Here is a 19,689-nt window from a genome sequence, read left to right as displayed (position 1 = left end):
TACATGATAATTATCATTTTAAATATTGACTCTTAATAGTATTTTTGAAGATTAATAATAGATTTTATCATGAAAAACTCCTTAATTCAAAAGTATAATGTTGCAGGTCCAAGATACACTAGTTATCCAACGGTTCCATACTGGGATGAAGCTGATTTTTCTTATGAAATGTGGACTCAAACATTAAAAAAATCGTTTATTCAAAGCAATAAGGTAGAGGGAATTAGTCTATACATTCACTTGCCTTTTTGCGAAAGCTTATGTACTTTTTGTGGTTGTAATAAACGGATCACAAAAAATCATACTGTTGAAAATCCATATATAGAAGCCGTTTTAAAAGAGTGGTCTATTTACTGTAAAATTCTTGGCGAAAAGCCAATTATTAAGGAAATACACTTAGGTGGTGGAACTCCAACATTTTTCTCGCCAAAAAACTTAGAAGATTTGATAAATGGAATTTTTAAGGGAGCGGACAAAGCAGCGAATTATGAATTCAGCTTTGAAGGTCATCCCAACAATACTTCATACGAGCATTTACAAAAACTATATGATCTAGGATTTAGAAGAGTGAGTTATGGCGTACAAGATTATTCGGCAAAAGTGCAGAAAGCTATACACAGAGAACAGCCATTTCATAATGTTGCTAAAGTTACGTTTTGGGCAAGAGAAATTGGTTATACTTCCATTGGTCACGATATTATTTTTGGATTGCCTTTTCAAAAGACCAGTGATATAATTGACACAATTGAAAAAACAAAATCACTACAACCTGACCGATTGGCTTTTTATAGCTATGCACATGTACCATGGATAAAAGGCAACGGACAGCGAGGATTTAAAGAGGAAGACATTCCTAAAGATGATGAAAAAAGAATGTTATATGAAACAGGTAAAACACTACTCTCTGAAAATGGCTATCATGAAATAGGAATGGATCATTTTGCATTAGAAACTGACAGCCTATATAAAGCTTTTCAAGATGGAGAATTACACCGAAACTTTATGGGATATAGTTCGTCTAAAACACAGTTGATGATTGGACTAGGTGTTTCTTCAATAAGTGATAGTTGGTATAGCTTCGCACAAAATGTAAAAGATTTAGAAGATTATTATCAAATATTAGAATGGGATAAATTACCAGTTTATCGAGGACATTTATTAACGGCTGAGGATTTAATCATCCGAAAACACATTCTTAATTTGATGTGCCAATTTAAAACTTCATGGAGTGATAGCGAAAATTATTTTAAAGAAATTCCGGAAGTCTTAATTCACTTAAAGGAAATGGAAAATGATGGACTTTTAGAATTTGGTGATAAAACCATAAAGGTTACGGATGCTGGAAAACCTTATGTTCGCAATATTTGTATGGCATTTGACTTACGCTTGATTAGGAAAGCACCAGATACAGCATTGTTTTCAATGACCATTTAACTAATACGAAAGATAAAAAAATACGCTAAGGAGCGTATTTTTTTTTTTTTATAGTATAAATTTAGTGGCAGTTAGGATTTTCTTGAACAAATAAGCTCATGTTCGAAGGGGAAATATAAGGTATTCCTAGTCCTAATCCTCTTAAAATAAATAAGCAACCAATAAATACAGCTACATACGGAATAAATTTTTGGATTTTATTTCTAATTGGAACCGTTAGGTACGAATTTATATAAACAATACTACTCATCATAGGGACTGTTCCTAAACCAAAAAGAATCATATAAAGCACACCTAAACTTTCGCTTTGCATTGCAATGGCGCCAAATAAAGCGACATATACCATGCCACAAGGTAAAAACCCATTTAATAAACCTATTGTGAAAAATGATTTATAACTTTTATTCCTAAATTGACTTCCCAAAGCAGTTTTAATTTTAGAAATTAATTTAAAAGCTGGTTTTGAAAAATTGTATTTAGCAAAAATTTTTTCAGGAGTTAACACGATAAGAATCATTGCTGCTCCTATAAATATCGACAAATTTTGTTGTATTCCTGCTAAGAATAATCCTTTACCAAGCAGTCCAAAAACGAAACCTATGGATCCGTAAGCTGTTAATCTTCCTAAATGATAAGTAATAATTTGAGTTGTTTTTTTGGCCTGATTATTACGATCCACAGGCAACATCATAGCAATAGGACCGCACATTCCAATGCAGTGAAAACTACTTATCAAACCGAAAATGAATGCAGAGTAAAGCATTATCTTTTACATTTTAAAATAAATCTGTTCTAATCCCATATAAACTAATAAAATTATGATTGCCTATTAGTTTATATAAATGGTTTCTTTTGACAAATATAATTTCCCTTCATATTGCCATTCCATATTAATGTCCCATCGACCGCCTGCCAAACTTTTTTTAGGTATGAGCAAAGTAGTAGCATTAGATAATAAAATTGGCATTTCAAAATCTAATTTTTTGTTAGACGGTCTATATAGGGACACTTTTCCTTTAATTTTTTGCGGTACTAATGCTTTAGGAAAAACAATTGTCACTCCGTCTTCAACGGCTGTTATTACTGGTTTTTCCACTAAATCTTCAGCATTTTGAACGCGCTTCATCTCTTCGCCGAAATTAGCATCATACTTATAATACTCTTCTACAACTAAATCATTATCGTACTTTGAGTCTGATTGAACTTTAATTACAAAATATAATATAAAGCTGATAAATAAAGTAAATGCAATAACGATTGCTGTTCCCCAATTAATTTTCATAATTTCTTTGTGTAATGTTATTATATCTAAAATTTAGATTTATTCTACCTCAACAAGAAAGTATTGCAGCTTTTGAAATATAAATTAGTTTTGAAATTGTCAAACAATTTGATAGTAGCCATGAATACACTGTCTATTGAAACAATATAAAAAGTAGCAACCTACGTGTAAGCTGCCACTTTTTAAACTATACTCTAATCAAAACTTCGAGGACCTAAGAAACTGGTTGTACTAGTTTCAATTTTTATATCGCCATCATAAACTTCAATTTTCAATTTAGTTTTATCACTATCTAATAGATTTTTATTGATTTCAACAAACAACGTTCCGCCACTCATTCCTTGTTTTGGCACTTTTAAACTTTGTTTACCAACAATATTTAATGTTCCTTTAATTCCAACTAATTTAAAAGTGATATCGTTAAAATCATTATTTGTCTTATTTATAATTTTAAAGGTATAAATGTTGCTAATATTATCTCCTTTATGTTGGAAAAGTTGACCAGGCAATCGTAAAATTGTAGCTTCGACGTCCGTACGCAAAAATAACAAACCAACTAAAACACCAATTAAGATAAATAGAACGGCAGTGTACCCTTTCATTCTAGCGGTGAACTTAAACTTAACGTTTTTTTCAATTTCATCTTCAGATGCATAACGAATAAGACCTCTTGGTAAACCAACGTTATCCATAATTGTGTCACATTCGTCTATGCACGCGGTACAATTTACGCATTCCATTTGAGTTCCATTACGTATATCAATACCCGTAGGACATACATTTACGCATTGCTTACAGTCAATACAATCTCCTTTTCCTGTTAATGCTCTATCTTCTTGCTTATTGAATTTAGCTCTTCCTGTTTCTTTTTCACCTCTAACAAAATCATACGCCACATTTATTGATTTGTCATCTAATAAAACGCCTTGCAATCTTCCATACGGGCATGCAATAATACAAACTTGTTCTCTAAACCAAGCAAACACAAAATAAAATAATCCAGTAAAAATCAGTAATGAAATTAAAGTACTAAGGTGTTCTACTGGCCCTTCCTCAATCATTAAAAACAATTTATCACTACTTATAATATATGCTAAAAAGACGTTTGCAATGAAAAAAGAAATAATCAAAAATATAAACCACTTAATTGATTTTTTTCGAATTTTTTCACCGTCCCATTTTTGCTTGTCTAAACGAATTTGCGCTCCTCTATCCCCTTCAATCCAGTATTCTATTCTACGAAAAACCATTTCTAAAAATATGGTTTGTGGACATATCCAACCGCAAAATATACGTCCAAAAATAACTGTAAACAAAATGACAAAAACAACGCCAACAATAATAAAAAGAACGAAAATATAAAAATCTTGTGGCCAAAATGGAAAGCCAAATATATTGAATCTTCGTTCTAGTATGTTGAACATCATAAACTGATTGCCATTGATCTTTATAAAAGGATTAGCAACCAGAACAATGAGTAAAAAATAACTAACCCATTTTCTATAATCATAAAACTTTCCAAAAGGTTTTTTAGGAAAAATAAATTTTCTATTTCCTTCTTCGTCTATTGTTCCAATAGTATCTCTAAAAGCTTCATTTGGTAATTTTGACATTTCTTTTTTATTTAAAACACAATTTTAAAATAATTCTTAAAATCTGCTAGCTAAATAAAAACGCGTGTTTTTAATTGTTATTTAACTATAACAAACTTCATTTATTCTATGTAAATCTCTCCTTCAGGTCCCTTCGCATCAGGCGGATTAGTTCCTCTTAAAGAAATCACATAACTAGAAACTTTTTGCATTTCCTTAGGTTTAAGCGTTCCTTTCCAGGAAATCATACCTTTACCATCACGACCACCATTTACCAATGTGTGAAAAATATTTTTGATACCGCCACCAAGAATCCATTCATCATCAGTTAAGTTTGGACCTATCTGTCCACCACCATCAGTTCTATGACACGCAGCACAATTAGTGTTAAAGATTTCTTTTCCTACTGCTAAATCTCCAGCGTCAGTCAATAGCGTAACCGTTTTCTCATCCATCATATCAGGAGCAGTTTTCATATACTCTGCTACTTCAATTTTGGCCTGTGCTATTTCTTTTTTCAATTCCATTTCTTGGTCGTCGGCACCTAAGATTTCAAATCGCACCATATATACAACGCCGAACACTATCGACGCATAAAATAAATAGACCCACCATGGTGGCAAATTATTGTCTAATTCTTTTATACCATCGTAATCATGATCTAATAATAATTGATCTTCGCTAATTTCTTCTGAAGCTTCAGGTTTAATTAGTAATCCAACTAATTTCTTGTACCACTTATTCTCAGTAAGATTCCAGTTTTTGGACTCATTATGTTTCGCTTTCTCCTCAGCAGTTAAAAGTAGATAAGTAACATTATTTACTGCAGTAATGGTAGTTTCAATTGCAATGACTAAAAATAGAAATACAAGCAAGAATACGGAGACCATTGGATACTTTATAAAAGCTGGTCGATCTCCTGAGTCTACGAAATATTCTACTGCTCCAAAGGCAACAAAGAAAATAACAAGAACACTTAAGTAGGATGGAATTGATTTTTTCATTCTAAATATCTTTAAAAAATTATACGGTTTGATTATCTTTCAATGGCATTTGACTTAGCTCATCGATTTTTTCTTTTTTATATGAAAATACCCAAATGCCTAATCCCACGAAGAAAAAGAAAAATATTAATAGCGATAAGATTGGAAATATGGTCACACCATCGATGGTCTCCAAATTGTGTTTTACTTGTTCAAACATAACTTTATGATTTTAAAATTATTTTTTTACTTTAATATCTGTTCCAAGTCTTTGCATATAAGCAATTAGCGCTACAATTTCTCTTTCATTCATTGGAACAAATACTTCTCCCCTTGCTGCAGCTTTTTGTTTACTTTCTTCATAACTCTTTACAAAATCAGGATCGTTTTTCAAATTCTCTTCAATAGCGATAGCTTGCTTTCTTAGATCATTTAAGCCATTTGCTACTTCAGCATCTGTATAAGGAACACCAAGTGTTACCATCGCCTTCATTTTTTTCTGAGTTAGTGAAATATCCATTGGTTCATTATCAAACAACCATTTATATCCTGGCATAATAGAACCTGCCGATATACTTTGAGGATTCCAAAAGTGATTAAAGTGCCAGTTGTCATTGTATTTTCCACCAACTCTTAATAAATCAGGACCTGTACGTTTTGATCCCCATAAAAATGGATGATCATAAACAAATTCACCAGCTTTTGATTGTGGACCATAACGTTCTACCTCACTACGGAAAGGTCGAACTGATTGAGAGTGACACCCAACACAACCTTCACGAATATAAAGATCACGTCCTTCTAATTCAAGTGGTGAATACGGTTTTACACTTGCAATTGTTGGAATATTAGATTTGACCATAATTGTAGGTACAATTTGAATAACACCTCCAATTAATATAGCTATAGTTGCTAAAATTGTCAATTGAATTGGTTTTCGTTCTAACCAAGGGTGAAATTTTTCACCTTTTATTCTTCCTGAACTTATTTTGATAAGTGCTGGAGCTTCTGCTAATTCATCTTCAATAGTAGAACCAACTCTTAATGTTTGTATTATATTATATACTAATACCAGCATTCCTGTTAGATAAAGACATCCACCAATAGCTCTCATCCAATACATTGGCATGATTTGAGTTACAGTTTCTAAGAAGTTACCGTAAGTTAATGTACCATCTGGATTAAATTGTTTCCACATTGACGCTTGCAAGAAACCTGCAACATACATAGGAATTGTATATAAAATAATACCTAAAGTACCAATCCAGAAATGGAAATTAGCTAGTTTTAAAGAATATAAAGTAGTTTTAGACATTCGTGGAACTAACCAATAAATCATACCAAATGCTAAGAAACCATTCCATGCTAAAGCTCCTACGTGAACGTGAGCAATAATCCAGTCCGTGTAATGCGCTATTGCATTTACATTTTTAAGAGATAACATGGGTCCTTCAAAAGTGGCCATTCCGTATCCAGTAATTGCTACTACGAAGAATTTTAATACTGGATCTACACGAACCTTATCCCAAACACCTCTTAAAGTTAATAGACCGTTGATCATACCACCCCAAGATGGCGCAAGCAACATTATTGAGAAAGCAACACCTAAGTTTTGTGCCCAGTTTGGTAAAGCCGAATATAATAAGTGGTGCGGTCCAGCCCAGATATATATAAAAATCAATGACCAAAAGTGAACAATAGATAGTCTATAAGAATACACAGGACGATTAGCCGCCTTAGGAACAAAATAATACATCAATCCTAAGAATGGAGTAGTTAAGAAAAATGCTACAGCATTGTGACCATACCACCATTGAACAAGAGCATCTTGAACTCCTGCATAAACAGAATAACTCTTGAATGCCGAAACGGGCAACTCTAAATTGTTGAAAATATGTAAAACAGCCACTGTAACAAAAGTTGCTAGATAAAACCAAATGGCAACATATAAATGGCGCTCTCTACGTTTTATCATGGTTCCAATCATATTGATTCCCATCACAACCCAAATAATAGTAATCGCGATATCGATAGGCCATTCTAATTCAGCGTATTCTTTAGAACTACTAAAACCTAATGGTAAAGTAATGGCGGCTGCAACAATAATTAATTGCCAACCCCAAAAATGAATATTGCTTAACATGTCACTATACATTCTCGCTTTTAGCAAACGCTGCATAGAATAATACATTCCGGCAAAAAAAGCATTACCAACAAAGGCAAAAATTACAGCATTCGTATGTAATGGTCTCAATCGACCGTAACTCAACCAAGATATTCCATCGGTCATGTTAGGAAAAAGAAACATAAAGGCTAGTGTGAGCCCAACAATCATTCCTACTACTCCAAAAAGTATTGTAGCATAAATGAATTTTTTAACAATTTTGTTGTCATAATAAAACTGCTGCATTTCCATAATTAATTTGTTTATTATTTTATTTTAATTTTTAAGGTATTAATCTCGCAATTATTTTTCGAGATTGTTTTCCTCATTTTTTTCAACTGTGGCTTCATTTTTAGTTGTTTTTAAAAGCTCGTCATCAAAAAGCATTCTAACTGATGGCGTGTAATCATCATCGTACTGACCTGTCTTTACTGCGGTAATAAAAGCAATAAAAAAACCAATTGCAATAATAATACTAATGGTAATTAATAAATAAATGACACTCATAGCTAAAATATTTTAACAAAATTACTTTATAAGTTAAGTTCAAAACATGACAAATATCATAAACTAAAACAATTGTTAATTAAATGTAAAATTAGATTGTAAATAAAATTACTTTATAATTTCTTAGCATAATAATTACTCATAACTGTAACAAAACTTACAATGGTTATGGTGCTTAACGGCATAATAATGGCCGCAACAAGTGGTGCTAAATTTCCTGTTACTGCAAACGATAAACCAATAATATTATACAATATTGATAGTCCAAAACTCATTTTAATGGTTGTGATAGAATTTTTAGCCAAGTTCAAAAAATAGTTTAACTTTTTAAACTCCTTAGCATCTAAAATGGCATCACAAGCAGGTGAAAATACATTAACATTTTCAGAAATTGAAATTCCTACATTGCTTTGCGCCAAAGCTCCTGCATCATTCAATCCGTCCCCTACCATCATCACATTTTTTCCCTCTTGCTGTAATTTTTTAATAAATTCTAATTTTTGTTCAGGCTTCTGATTAAAAATAAATTCTGTGTTTTTAGGCAATAGTTGCTCGAGTGTTAATTTTTCCCCATCATTATCACCTGATAAAATCTTAATCTGATATTGATTTTTTAAAATATTGAATAACTCGGCTAGTCCGTCTCGATACTGATTATTAAATAGATATTTACCACAATACACATCGTCAATTTTTATATGTACTGATGTTTGCTGATTACTAGTATCCTCAATTTTATCTACAAAAGCCGCAGAACCTATTAATATTTTATGAGCATTTATCTCAGCACTAATACCCTTACCAGTAACCTCTTGAAAAGAATCAATTTTAATCTTCTGAATATCTGGTAAAAAATCGTAGAGCATTCTACTTAAAGGATGATTAGATCCTCGCAGCGTATTTTTAATTAAGGAAATAGTATCGTCAGAAATAGGTACTCCCTCGTATGCAATATTCGATTTTTTATTTGTGGTGATTGTTCCCGTTTTATCAAAAACAATTGTATCTACCTTAGAAAGTTGCTCTATAACTAATGCATTTTTAAGATAAAATTTTTGTTTGCCTAAAATCCTAAGCACATTCCCAAAAGTGAAAGGAGCAGTAAGAGCGAGCGCACAAGGACATGCTACAATAAGCACTGCTGTAAAAACATTAAAAGCGGTATTAGCATCAATAAATATCCAATACCCAAATGACGCAAAAGCAATTAGTAAAAGTATGGGAGTAAAATAACGAGATATTCGATCGGTAATAGTCTTATGTTTTTGCTCTACATTTTTTTGAAAAACATCATTACTCCATAACTGCGTCAAATAGCTTTGAGATACTGAATGTAAGACTTCCATTTCAATTACTTTTCCTATCTGTTTACCGCCTGCAAAGATTTTATCACCTGATTTTTTCTCAATCGCTACTGCTTCACCGGTAACGAAACTATAATCAATTTCTGCTTTTTCAGAAATTAAAATTCCGTCAACAGGAATCAATTCTTGATTTCTTATCACTAATCTATTTCCTTTCTCAACTTCATAAATAGGCACACTTTCTTCAGAAAGATCCGTATTTATTTTAGTAATAGCGATTGGAAAGTAGGATTTAAAATCTCTTTCAAAACTTAGAAAGCTATAGGTTTTAATTTGGAACATTTTCCCTAATAACATAAAGAAAATTAATCCCGTTAAACTGTCGAAAAAACCAGAACCGTAGTCCATAATAATATCAAAAGCACTTCTAATAAACATCACAATGATCCCTAAAGCGATAGGAATATCAATGTTTAACATTTTAGATTTAATACTCTTATAAGCAGAAACATAATAGCCACTTGCTGAATAGAAGAAACTTGGCATTGCCAAAGCAAAAATAAGCCATCTGAAAAAGCCTTTATATTGATCAAGCCAGTATTCTTCAACTTCAAAATATTCTGGAAAAGAAAGCAACATAATGTTTCCAAAACAAAAGAAAGCTACACCTAATTTATATGTAAGTGTTCGATCAACAGTATTAGTACCTGTTTCATAATTTTCTAAACTGATATAAGGTTCGTATCCTATAGAACTTAACAAATAAACAATTGTTTTTATAGAAACTACTTCAGGATTATAGGTAATTCGAACCTTTTTTTCTGGAAAATTAACCTGTGATGTACTTATGCCTTTTTGAAGACGCTGTAAATTTTCCAAAATCCAAATACACGAGCTACAATGAATATGTGGAATGTTAAGTGAAATAATAGCGGTTGAATTCTCTTGGAATTCCAGTAACTTAGAAACAATACTTTCATTATCTAAAAAATCATATTTTCCTTTAATATCTTGCGGGGTTGCTCCAGGGGATTTCTCAAAATCATAATAACACGTCATATCATTCAAACTAAAAATTTCATAAACCGTTTTACAACCGTTACAACAGAAATTTTTAAAATCAAAAATAATTTCGTCTTCTTTTACAATATCTAAACCACAATGGAAACAATTTTGTGTGTCCATAACTTTACTCATTTTACCTGGTGCAAAGGTCTAAAATTGATAAAGTTAAAAATATGATATATGTCATAAAAATTCGTAAATTTGCCAAGTTAAAAATCGTTCTAAATTATGAGTAAATGTGAGCAATGTATTGTGAGAGAAGTTAGCTCTTTAAAGGCGTTAACAAAAGACGAATTAATAACAATTTCTAAGTGTAAAACATCGCACACTATAAAGAAAGGTGAAGTTATATTTGAAGAAGGAGAAAATGTAAATGGAATATTTTGTATCAAAGATGGTATTTGTAAGTTAACTAAGCTTAGCGCAAATGGCAAAGATCACATTGTAAAGTTAGTCACAAAAGGAGAATTATTAGGTCAACGCTCTATGATAAGTGAAGAACCTGTAAATTTAAGTGCTGTAGCACTTGAAGATATGGAAGTCTGCTTTATTCCTAAAACTGAAGTAATGAGATTTTTTGAAAAAAATAATCAGTTTTCAATGAATGTTATGAAAAATATTTGTGGTGATTTGAAGGAAGCGGATGATCACATGGTCAATTTAGCTCAAAAAACCGTTAAAGAACGATTAGCAGAAACACTATTATATTTAAACGATACTTTTGGGAAAAATGAAGATAATTCATTGAAAGTTCAGCTTTCAAGAGATGAGTTAGCAAGCATGATTGGAACTGCCACTGAAAGTTGTATTCGATTATTATCTGATTTCAAAAAATTAGAACTGATAGAATTACATGGTAAAAAGATTATTTTAAAAGACCTTCCTAAACTTAAAAAAATCGCTGAATAAATAATTCACTTTATTCCTTTTTGTTCATCGTTAAATAATAGACTGGAATTCCAAGACAAACAATAAATAAACCTAAGCCAGTATTGAACGTATCATATATGAGTAGCGTAAGACAAATTGCTGTTGTTACGATTATATAAATCGCTGGAACAACTGGATATCCAAAAGCTTTATAAGGCCTATCGGCATTCGGCTCTTTTTTCCTAAGAATAAAAACTCCTAAAATTGTTAAAATATAGAATAGTAGTGAAGCAAATGTGGCATAAGTAAGTAAATCTCCGAATTTCCCAGAGATACATAATACACAAGCCCAAATGCATTGTACCCACAATGCTTTAGCTGGAACTTGATTTTTATTTAATTGAGTTGCTTGTTTGAAAAATAATCCATCTTTTGCCATAGCAAAAAATAATCGCCCTCCCGAAAGTATCAGTCCGCTATTGCAACCAAAAGTAGATACCATTATTAATGCAGCCATTACAAAAACTCCAATATTACCCATTATCATACTGGCTGCGGCAGCTCCTACTCTATCGTTGCTGGCAAACATAATTCCACTATTGCTAATATCAGTCGCGCTAATCGATCCTTGCATTGGTAGTAATGCCAAATAAGCAAGATTTGCTAAAACATAAATAACAGTCACAATCAAAGTTCCCAGGAATAAACTACGAGGGATATTCTTTCTAGGTTCTTTAATTTCACCCGCAATAAAAGTTACATTATTCCATGCATCGCTAGAAAAAAGCGAATTGATAATTGTAGCTCCTGCGGCTCCAAGAAGTGCCATTCCAGCAAGTTTAGTTACTGTAGTAGTGCCATCTGGATTTACAACTGTTTTGCTGGCTTGCCACATGTTTGCAAAATTATCAGATAAGATATTTGATTGTAAACCAACGTAAAGACCCAAAATTATTAATGCAAAAAGAGCAATCAACTTAGCTGAAGTAAAAATCAACTGAACTGTTTTTCCGCTTTCCACTCCCTTAGTGTTTATATAGGTTAGTAGAATTATACTTAATATGGCCAATACTTTTTGGTAAGAAAAAGTAAAATTTGAACCTAAGTTAAAAAGTGTTGTGTCTAAAACAGGAAAAAAAATAGCGGCATAATTAGCAAAGGTAACCGCAATAGCAGCAATAACTCCTGTTTGAATAACCGTAAAAACTGTCCAGCCATACAAGAAAGAAACTAATCGACCATACGCACGCTGAATATAAACAAATTGTCCACCAGCTGTAGGCATCATTCCAGCCAGTTCACCATAACTTAACGCTGCTGCCACAGTGATTAAACCCGTAACAATCCAAATCACCAACAACCATGCGGCAGAGCCAATGTCCCGAGCCATAGCTGATGTCACTATAAAAATTCCTGAACCTATCATCGATCCAGCAACTAAACTCGTAGCATCTATTAATCCTAAAGAACGTTTTAACTCGATTTTATTTTCTGCCATTGATAATTAATTACTAATTCTATTTACTATATTTCCTACTTGTCAATCAATTCGCCTATCTAAATACTAAAAAACTGACCACGGATCACCCATCACCCATCACCCATCACGAATCACGAATCACGAATCACGAATCACGAATCACGAATCACGAATCACGAATCACGAGTCACGAATCACGAATCACGCATCACGAGTCACGGATCACGAATCACGAATCACGAATCACGCATCACGAATCACGCATCACGCATCACGCATCACGAGTCACGAATCACGAATCACGAATCACGAATCACGCATCAAGACAACTTCTTCGCTTCTTCCCAAAAAACATCCATTTCAGCTAAGGTCATGTCCATTAATGGTTTTCCTAATTCTCCTGCTTTACTCTCTAAATATTGAAATCGCTTGATGAATTTTTTATTAGTTCGTTCTAAAGCATCTTCTGGATTTACCTTTAAAAATCTAGCATAATTGATCATCGAAAACAAAACATCTCCAAACTCAGCCTCAATTTTATCCTGATCTCCTGCCGCAACCTCAACTTGTAATTCGGCTAGTTCTTCTTGCACTTTATCCCAAACTTGGTGCGATTCCTCCCAGTCAAATCCCACTCCTTTTACTTTATCTTGTATTCTACTGGCTTTTACTAATGCGGGTAAGCTTTTAGGAACTCCTTCTAAAACAGACGTCTTACCTTCCTTTAACTTTAACTTTTCCCAGTTTTGCTTTACTTCTTCTTCGTCTTTTACAACAACATCACTATAAATATGAGGATGACGATGAATTAGTTTTTCACAGATTTCATTGCAAACATCAGCAATATCAAAATCATTGGTTTCACTACCTATTTTAGCATAAAAAATCAAATGTAAAAGTAAATCACCTATTTCTTTTTTTACTTCAACTAAATCATTATCTAAGATAGCGTCTCCCAATTCGTATGTTTCCTCAATGGTAAGATGACGCAAGCTTTGCATGGTTTGCTTTTTATCCCAAGGACATTTTTCGCGCAAATCATCCATAATATCTAATAATCTTTCAAATGCTTGTAACTGCGTTTTTCTTGAGTTCATAAGAAATCTTTTTTCTGCTAAAAATAGAAAAATCCCATTCAGATATTGAGCTGAACAGGATTTTTTCTTGATTTATTTATAATTATTCTTTAATAACTTCTTCTTTTTCTACTGGAGTCACTATCTCTAAAACAGGATTTTCAGCTGCTACGTCGTCAACGTTTTCTGTAGCAGTTTCCTCTATAATAGATTCCATAATTAATCCCTTTAATTGAAGCATGTTATACCAATTTAAAACCTTCTTAATATCTGATGGATAAACGCGTTCTTCATCATAATCAGGCAAAATCTCCTTAAAGTAAGCAATTAAAGTTGCATTGTCTTCTTTATGAGAAATAGTAGGACCATTATTTTCTTTATCAGCAATAGTCTGCATTATTTGAGATAGTGGTTTCTCTGCATCGTACGTATAAATAGAAATTTCAGACAATAAACTGACATTACTTTTTAAATTTACTGTGATTTTTTTTCCATCAACTAATGACTCTGCAACAAATCCTGTGCGTGTTTGTACTTGCAATACATATAAACCTGGTTTCCCAGAAATAGCTAATATTTTTTCTAAATTCATGTCTTTTTTATTATAATTAAGAATTTGATTTATTAAGTTATTGGTCTAAAACCAAAAATTATACCAACTATGAAAATTTTACCTTCCTTTCTTACCAAAAAATTTCATTCGATAATCTTGAAATGTTTTACCTTCTATAATATTTTTTAATTTCTTTTGAATCAAGCGTTTTTTTAGTGACGAAATTTTATCAGTAAATAAAATTCCTTCAATATGGTCGTATTCATGTTGGATTACTCTTGCGATTAAGCCATCAAAAACTTCTGTTTTCATTACAAAATCTTCCTCACAATACTCAATTGTTATGGTAGGATTTCTATAAACATCTTCTCGCACATCAGGAATACTTAAACAACCTTCGTTAAAAGTCCATTCAACACCTTCCTCTTTTATCATTTTGGCATTGATAAAAGTTTTTTTAAAACTTTGTAATTGCTTCTGCATAGCATCATCCAGCTCTTCATCATCACTAAAAGGGGTTGTGTCAATGATAAACAACCTTAAAGCTAGGCCTACTTGAGGTGCCGCAAGTCCAACACCGCAGGCATTGTACATTGTATCATACATATTAGCAATGGTCTCCTTTAAATTAGGATATTCTTGTGTAAGAACTTCTCCTGTTTTTCTTAAAACTGGATCGCCATATCCTATAATTGGTAAAATCATTAGTCTTGCATTAAAATATTAGCTGTAAAAATGGAAACTAACTTCCATTTATTTCAGTTTGCAAAAATAGTAAAAAATTAGACAATGAATAATTGATAGTTCATTATTAGTTAATATTAACAATAAAAATTAAAACAGTAGTATTTATTGTTTATATAATTCATACAAATCTTACCTTTGCAGCAATAGAACATTATGCTACAAAAGATCAATAAATTTATAGACTCCATTTATTTTACTAATGCTTTAAAAGTTACAGTAGCAGCGGTGATTCCTGTGGTACTATTTTCTCTTTTAGGAGAGTTTAGAATAGGATTTACAATAGCTTTGGGAGCTTTCTTTACCTATCCAAGTGACATTCCAAGTAGTTTAAAACATAAGATTAATGGAGTTCTTTTTACTGCTTTTTTAGTTTCATTTATAAACTTAGTCATTAATATTATCTATCCTTATAATTGGATATTCTATCCTTTTTTAGCTCTTTTAATTTTCATTCTATCAATGATTTCTGTTTATGGACATCGTGCAACAATGACTTCTTTTTCTGGTTTAATATCTATTTCATTAGCATTTTCAAACATTAATGAAGGATGGGCAATGATCGAGCATGCGGGATTGATTCTTGCTGGTGGTTTATTTTATCTGTTGATTTCTTTAATTTTCTATTATGTAAGACCTAATCGCTATATTGAAATGCAAATAGGAGATTGTATAAAACTTACAGCAAAATATCTTAAATTACGTGGAGATTTATGGACAGGAAACGCCGATCGAAATTCGATTGTTAAAAAACAATTACATCTTCAAGTAGAATTAAATACCATTCACGAAAACATACGAGAAGTGTTAATAAGAAGTTCAATTACTACTGGATCTTCCAATCAAAACCGTAAAATGTTACTCGTTTTTATTTCGCTAGTGGAAATTCTTGAACTAGCATTATCAACAGCATTTGATCATCGAAAATTGCACCAAAAACTTGATGATCATCCAAAGGTTTTACTAACCTATCAGAATTTAGCTTATAATCTTGCCGCTAATTTAAAGCAATTATCTAAAAGTGTAAAAAATAGAAAAATATATCATTCTAAATATAATTTACTCAATGATATAACTATTTTAAAACATGCCATCACTGAGTATGAATACGAAGTAGATAAAAATACTGCATCAGAAAGCGTTTTAATGTTGACTACAATGCTACAATATGCCGAAAAGCAGGTTGAGAAGATAAAAATTATTGGTCGCGCCGTTACACAAACTTCTTTATCTGAGGATTTGAAAGGTAAAGATAAAGATTTAGAGAAATTTTTAGCTCCTCATTACTATCCGTTGAGCACTTTGACTCAAAATTTTAGTTTTTCTTCCGCTATTTTTAGACACTCATTACGATTAACAATAACGCTATTATTTGGCTTAATTATTGGTGTTTTTTTACCGTTCCAAAATATCTATTGGATATTATTAACTATAATCGTTATTCTAAGACCTAGTTACGGATTAACAAAGGAGCGTTCTTTTCAACGAATGATAGGAACCGTAATTGGTGGATTAATCGCTTTTGGGATACTCTATTTTATGTACGATAATAGAGTTATAAGCGTTCTAGCAATATTATGCATGCTTCTTGGATTTTCTTTTACCCAAATAAATTATAAAATTAGTGCTACATTTATCACGATGTACGTGGTTTTTATTTATGGAATTTTGACGCCGAATATTACCGATTTAGTTCAGTATCGAATCTTAGATACACTTGTAGGTGCGATTTTGGCATTTCTAGCGAATCACTTTCTATTTCCAACTTGGGAATTTTTAAATGCTCCAAGTCATTTAAAAAAATCGATTACAGCAAACCAAGAATACTTAAAAGAAATTGCATTATTTTATAATAAAAAAGGAACTATTCCTACTTCCTATCGTTTAGCTCGAAAAAATGCATTCATTGAAATTGGAAATTTAATGGCTTCATTTCAAAGAATGTCCCAAGAACCAAAATCAAAACAGACACAGTTACCCCAAGTCTATAAACTAGTGGAACTCAATCATTCTTTATTATCGTCCTTAGCCTCACTTGGAACCTATATTCAATCCCATAAAACAACTACAGCGTCAAAAGCATTTAATATTGTGGTTGAAACCGTTAAAAATAATTTAGAAAATGCAATTGCAATTTTGGATAATATACCTACCGATAAAAATGTAGCGAAAAAAGATTTAGCAATTCATTTTACCGCATTAAATGACATTCGGGAAAGAGAATTGAAAGAAGGAGAAGATATAAATACAGAAGATTTTCAATTAAAAATGCAGGAAGCCCAATTAGTCCTTGAACAACTTGTTTGGTTAATTAGTCTCTCTGAAAATATAACGAAGGCAACAAAAGTGCTCCAAAGCACATAAAAAAGATGCTAAATTTGAATTTTATTTCAATTATAACACCTTTTCTATTTAAGAATTTAATTTTAAAATCGTTGCAGTCTCTTGTCTTATTTTAGTTAGTAATTCTGGATTTTCATTTAGTTTAATTCCATAGGATGGAATCATTGTTTTTAATTTTTCTTGCCATTCAGCTGTATTAAATTGTTCCACAAAACATCTTTCAAGTAGATCAATCATAATTGAAACAGCAGTCGAAGCACCTGGCGAAGCACCAAGTAATACCGATAGAGAACCGTCGTGTGTATTGATTATTTCAGTACCAAATTCTAAAATTCCACCTCTCTTTTCATCTTTTTTAATCACCTGCACTCGTTGTCCAGCACGTTCTAAAACCCAATCTTTAGCTTTAGCATTAGGAACATATTCTTTCAAAGCATTAATTCTATCCTCAGGTGATTGCCGCACTTGATCAATAAGATATTTTGTTAATGGAATGTTTTTTATACCAGCAGCAACCATTGGTATAATATTATCAGATTTTATCGATAAAGGCAAATCAGAATAGGAACCATTTTTTAAAAAACGAGTTGAAAATCCTGCAAAAGGACCAAAAAGCAATTGCTTTTCACCATTAATCATACGGGAATCAACGTGCGGAACTGACATTGGTGGAGCACCAACACTTGCTTTGCCATAAACTTTAGTTTGATGTTTTGCAATCACATCAGGATTTATGCATTTAAGCCATTGCCCGCTTACTGGGAATCCACCGTATCCTTTACCTTCTATAACGTCCGCTTTTTCTAATAATGGTAACGAGCCTCCACCAGCACCAATAAAGACAAATTTAGTATAGGCTTTTTTCTTTTGGCCAGTAGCCAAATCAGTAATTTTAATTCTCCAAGATTTATCTTCACGCTGTTTTAACTTTTTAACTTCATGATGAAAATGAATGGTTACACCATCTAACTTTGTTAAATAGGCAAAAATATTTCTAGTTAATTCACCAAAATTAACGTCGGTACCAATATCCATTGAAGTAGCTGCAAATGTATCAGATTCTTTTCTTCCTTCCATTACCAGTGGCATCCATTGTTTCAACACATTAAAATCAGTACTGAAAACCATTTCTTTAAAAAGCGGATTAGATTGCAAAGCTTCAAATCGTTTTTGTAAATAGGCAACATTTTTTTCGCCCCACACAAAACTGAGATGTGGAATACTTTTTATAAAATTTTCAGGAGAGGAAACTTTATTTTGTTGAACTAAATAAGCCCAAAACTGTCGTGAAACTTCAAAGGATTCTGCAATACTAATGGCTTTTTTTGGATCAATACTTCCATCTTGACTTTCAGGAGTATAATTGAGCTCACAAAAAGCAGAATGTCCCGTCCCGGCATTATTCCAAGCATCAGAACTCTCGGCTGCAGCAATGTCTAAGCGTTCGTAAATTTCAATGGTGATATCAGGTTGTAATTCTTTTAGGATTAAGCCTAAAGTGGCACTCATAATTCCAGCACCTATAAGAATTACATCGCTATTTGTACGTATGGTTGTATCTGGCATGACAAAAAATTTAAGGCACAAAGATACTTTATAAAACTAAAAAAATCATAACAATTAATTGTTAAACAGTATGAATTAAAGTTTTGAAATCAAAATTATAACTCAATTTAAAATCTTTTTTGTGACAGGTAATCTTGAAGCATAATTGTTGCTGAAATTTCATCGATAAGTGCTTTGTTTTGACGTTGTTTCTTTTTCATGCCGCTATCAATCATCGATTGAAAAGCCATTTTTGAGGTAAATCGTTCATCAACTCTTATCACTTTCATATCTGGAAAATGATTGGTAAAATGAGTTACAAAGCCTTTTATCATAGACGCACTTTCTGACGGCTGCCCGTTCATTTGTTTAGGTTCGCCAATAAGAACAGCTTCTACTTTTTCCTTGGTAAAATAATCTTTTAAAAAAGCAATTGCGGTAGCACTTGGAATTGTAGTCAATCCCGATGCTATGATTTGCATTTCGTCGGTAACCGCTATTCCGGTTCGTTTTTGACCGTAATCGATGGAGAGAATTCTTGGCATTTTATAATGAGTCTTTGTATTTTATGAACCCAAAAACAGAAACAATTTTCTGTTCTACATTAACCTCGTAAACAGCTACATAACCTTTAAAAACATAATCTTTTATTGAGGTCAGTAGTTACGAACATATAATTTTAGATTGATATATTTTTTCTGACTTGACCATTCTGACTATCAAATTATTAAATATTGTTTCTTTGCT

General features: G+C 32.1%; 17 protein-coding genes. 3 read left to right on the top strand and 14 right to left on the bottom strand.

What is annotated here, in order from left to right:
- Positions 1-69 precede the first annotated feature (69 nt).
- Positions 70-1,434 carry an oxygen-independent coproporphyrinogen III oxidase gene (gene hemN / locus RCH18_RS08520; RefSeq protein ID WP_326936330.1) on the top strand — a complete coding sequence of 455 codons (1,365 nt, stop codon included), beginning with the start codon at positions 70-72 and terminating at the stop codon, positions 1,432-1,434.
- Positions 1,435-1,495: 61 nt separating this feature from the next.
- On the opposite strand, the gene RCH18_RS08515 is transcribed toward hemN, so the two are convergent.
- The 8 genes from RCH18_RS08515 to RCH18_RS08480 form a co-directional block, all read right to left on the bottom strand.
- The gene (locus RCH18_RS08515) at positions 1,496-2,197 is read right to left on the bottom strand and encodes a sulfite exporter TauE/SafE family protein (RefSeq protein ID WP_326936329.1); all 702 of its coding nucleotides are present in this window, start codon (positions 2,195-2,197) and stop codon (positions 1,496-1,498) included.
- 66 nt (positions 2,198-2,263) lie between these two features.
- A complete protein-coding gene (locus RCH18_RS08510; RefSeq protein WP_326936328.1) occupies positions 2,264-2,716 on the bottom strand; it encodes a FixH family protein in 453 nt (150 codons plus the stop codon).
- Positions 2,717-2,910: 194 nt separating this feature from the next.
- Positions 2,911-4,329, bottom strand: a complete 1,419-nt coding sequence (gene ccoG / locus RCH18_RS08505; RefSeq protein WP_326936327.1) for a cytochrome c oxidase accessory protein CcoG — start codon at positions 4,327-4,329, stop codon at positions 2,911-2,913.
- A gap of 101 nt (positions 4,330-4,430) precedes the next feature.
- Positions 4,431-5,312: a cbb3-type cytochrome c oxidase N-terminal domain-containing protein gene (locus RCH18_RS08500; protein WP_326936326.1), complete on the bottom strand. Its 882-nt coding sequence runs from the start codon at positions 5,310-5,312 to the stop codon at positions 4,431-4,433.
- Positions 5,313-5,331: 19 nt separating this feature from the next.
- On the bottom strand, positions 5,332-5,511 hold the full coding sequence (locus tag RCH18_RS08495; RefSeq protein ID WP_326936325.1) for a CcoQ/FixQ family Cbb3-type cytochrome c oxidase assembly chaperone: 180 nt from the start codon (positions 5,509-5,511) through the stop codon (positions 5,332-5,334).
- Positions 5,512-5,529: 18 nt separating this feature from the next.
- Complete coding sequence (gene ccoN / locus RCH18_RS08490; RefSeq protein ID WP_326936324.1) at positions 5,530-7,707, bottom strand: cytochrome-c oxidase, cbb3-type subunit I; 2,178 nt, start codon at positions 7,705-7,707, stop codon at positions 5,530-5,532.
- 51 nt (positions 7,708-7,758) lie between these two features.
- A complete protein-coding gene (ccoS, locus tag RCH18_RS08485; protein WP_326936323.1) occupies positions 7,759-7,962 on the bottom strand; it encodes a cbb3-type cytochrome oxidase assembly protein CcoS in 204 nt (67 codons plus the stop codon).
- Between the two features lie 113 nt (positions 7,963-8,075).
- On the bottom strand, positions 8,076-10,451 hold the full coding sequence (locus tag RCH18_RS08480) for a heavy metal translocating P-type ATPase metal-binding domain-containing protein (RefSeq protein ID WP_326936322.1): 2,376 nt from the start codon (positions 10,449-10,451) through the stop codon (positions 8,076-8,078).
- A 108-nt stretch (positions 10,452-10,559) separates the two neighbouring features.
- Between RCH18_RS08480 and RCH18_RS08475 the strand changes: the two genes are divergently transcribed.
- On the top strand, positions 10,560-11,240 hold the full coding sequence (locus RCH18_RS08475; protein WP_326936321.1) for a Crp/Fnr family transcriptional regulator: 681 nt from the start codon (positions 10,560-10,562) through the stop codon (positions 11,238-11,240).
- 10 nt (positions 11,241-11,250) lie between these two features.
- On the opposite strand, the gene RCH18_RS08470 is transcribed toward RCH18_RS08475, so the two are convergent.
- From RCH18_RS08470 to def, 4 genes are all read right to left on the bottom strand, one after another.
- Positions 11,251-12,699 (bottom strand): APC family permease, encoded by a 1,449-nt coding sequence (locus RCH18_RS08470; protein ID WP_326936320.1) that lies wholly within the window; start codon positions 12,697-12,699, stop codon positions 11,251-11,253.
- Positions 12,700-13,001: 302 nt separating this feature from the next.
- The gene (gene mazG, locus RCH18_RS08465; protein WP_326936319.1) at positions 13,002-13,778 is read right to left on the bottom strand and encodes a nucleoside triphosphate pyrophosphohydrolase; all 777 of its coding nucleotides are present in this window, start codon (positions 13,776-13,778) and stop codon (positions 13,002-13,004) included.
- An 82-nt stretch (positions 13,779-13,860) separates the two neighbouring features.
- Positions 13,861-14,349, bottom strand: coding sequence for a DUF5606 family protein (locus tag RCH18_RS08460; RefSeq protein WP_326936318.1), 489 nt, complete (start codon positions 14,347-14,349; stop codon positions 13,861-13,863).
- Positions 14,350-14,427: 78 nt separating this feature from the next.
- Positions 14,428-15,015: a peptide deformylase gene (gene def / locus RCH18_RS08455; protein WP_326936317.1), complete on the bottom strand. Its 588-nt coding sequence runs from the start codon at positions 15,013-15,015 to the stop codon at positions 14,428-14,430.
- 195 nt (positions 15,016-15,210) lie between these two features.
- On the opposite strand from def, the gene RCH18_RS08450 reads away from it, so the two are divergent.
- Entirely contained in the window at positions 15,211-17,418 is a 2,208-nt protein-coding gene (locus RCH18_RS08450) for an FUSC family protein (protein ID WP_326936316.1), read from the top strand.
- Positions 17,419-17,466: 48 nt separating this feature from the next.
- Here the strand turns inward: RCH18_RS08450 and RCH18_RS08445 are convergent, their stop codons facing one another.
- Together RCH18_RS08445 and ruvX are read right to left on the bottom strand one after the other, a co-directional pair.
- Positions 17,467-18,963 (bottom strand): malate:quinone oxidoreductase, encoded by a 1,497-nt coding sequence (locus tag RCH18_RS08445; RefSeq protein ID WP_326936315.1) that lies wholly within the window; start codon positions 18,961-18,963, stop codon positions 17,467-17,469.
- A gap of 107 nt (positions 18,964-19,070) precedes the next feature.
- Positions 19,071-19,487, bottom strand: a complete 417-nt coding sequence (ruvX, locus tag RCH18_RS08440; protein WP_326936314.1) for a Holliday junction resolvase RuvX — start codon at positions 19,485-19,487, stop codon at positions 19,071-19,073.
- Positions 19,488-19,689: the final 202 nt, after the last annotated feature.

The organism is Flavobacterium sp. PL11 (assembly GCF_035985025.1).
In the GTDB taxonomy this organism is placed as follows: Bacteria; Bacteroidota; Bacteroidia; order Flavobacteriales; family Flavobacteriaceae; genus Flavobacterium.
The sequence above is the reverse complement of the archived record's forward strand: the minus strand, read 5'-3'. Positions and strand labels throughout refer to the sequence as shown.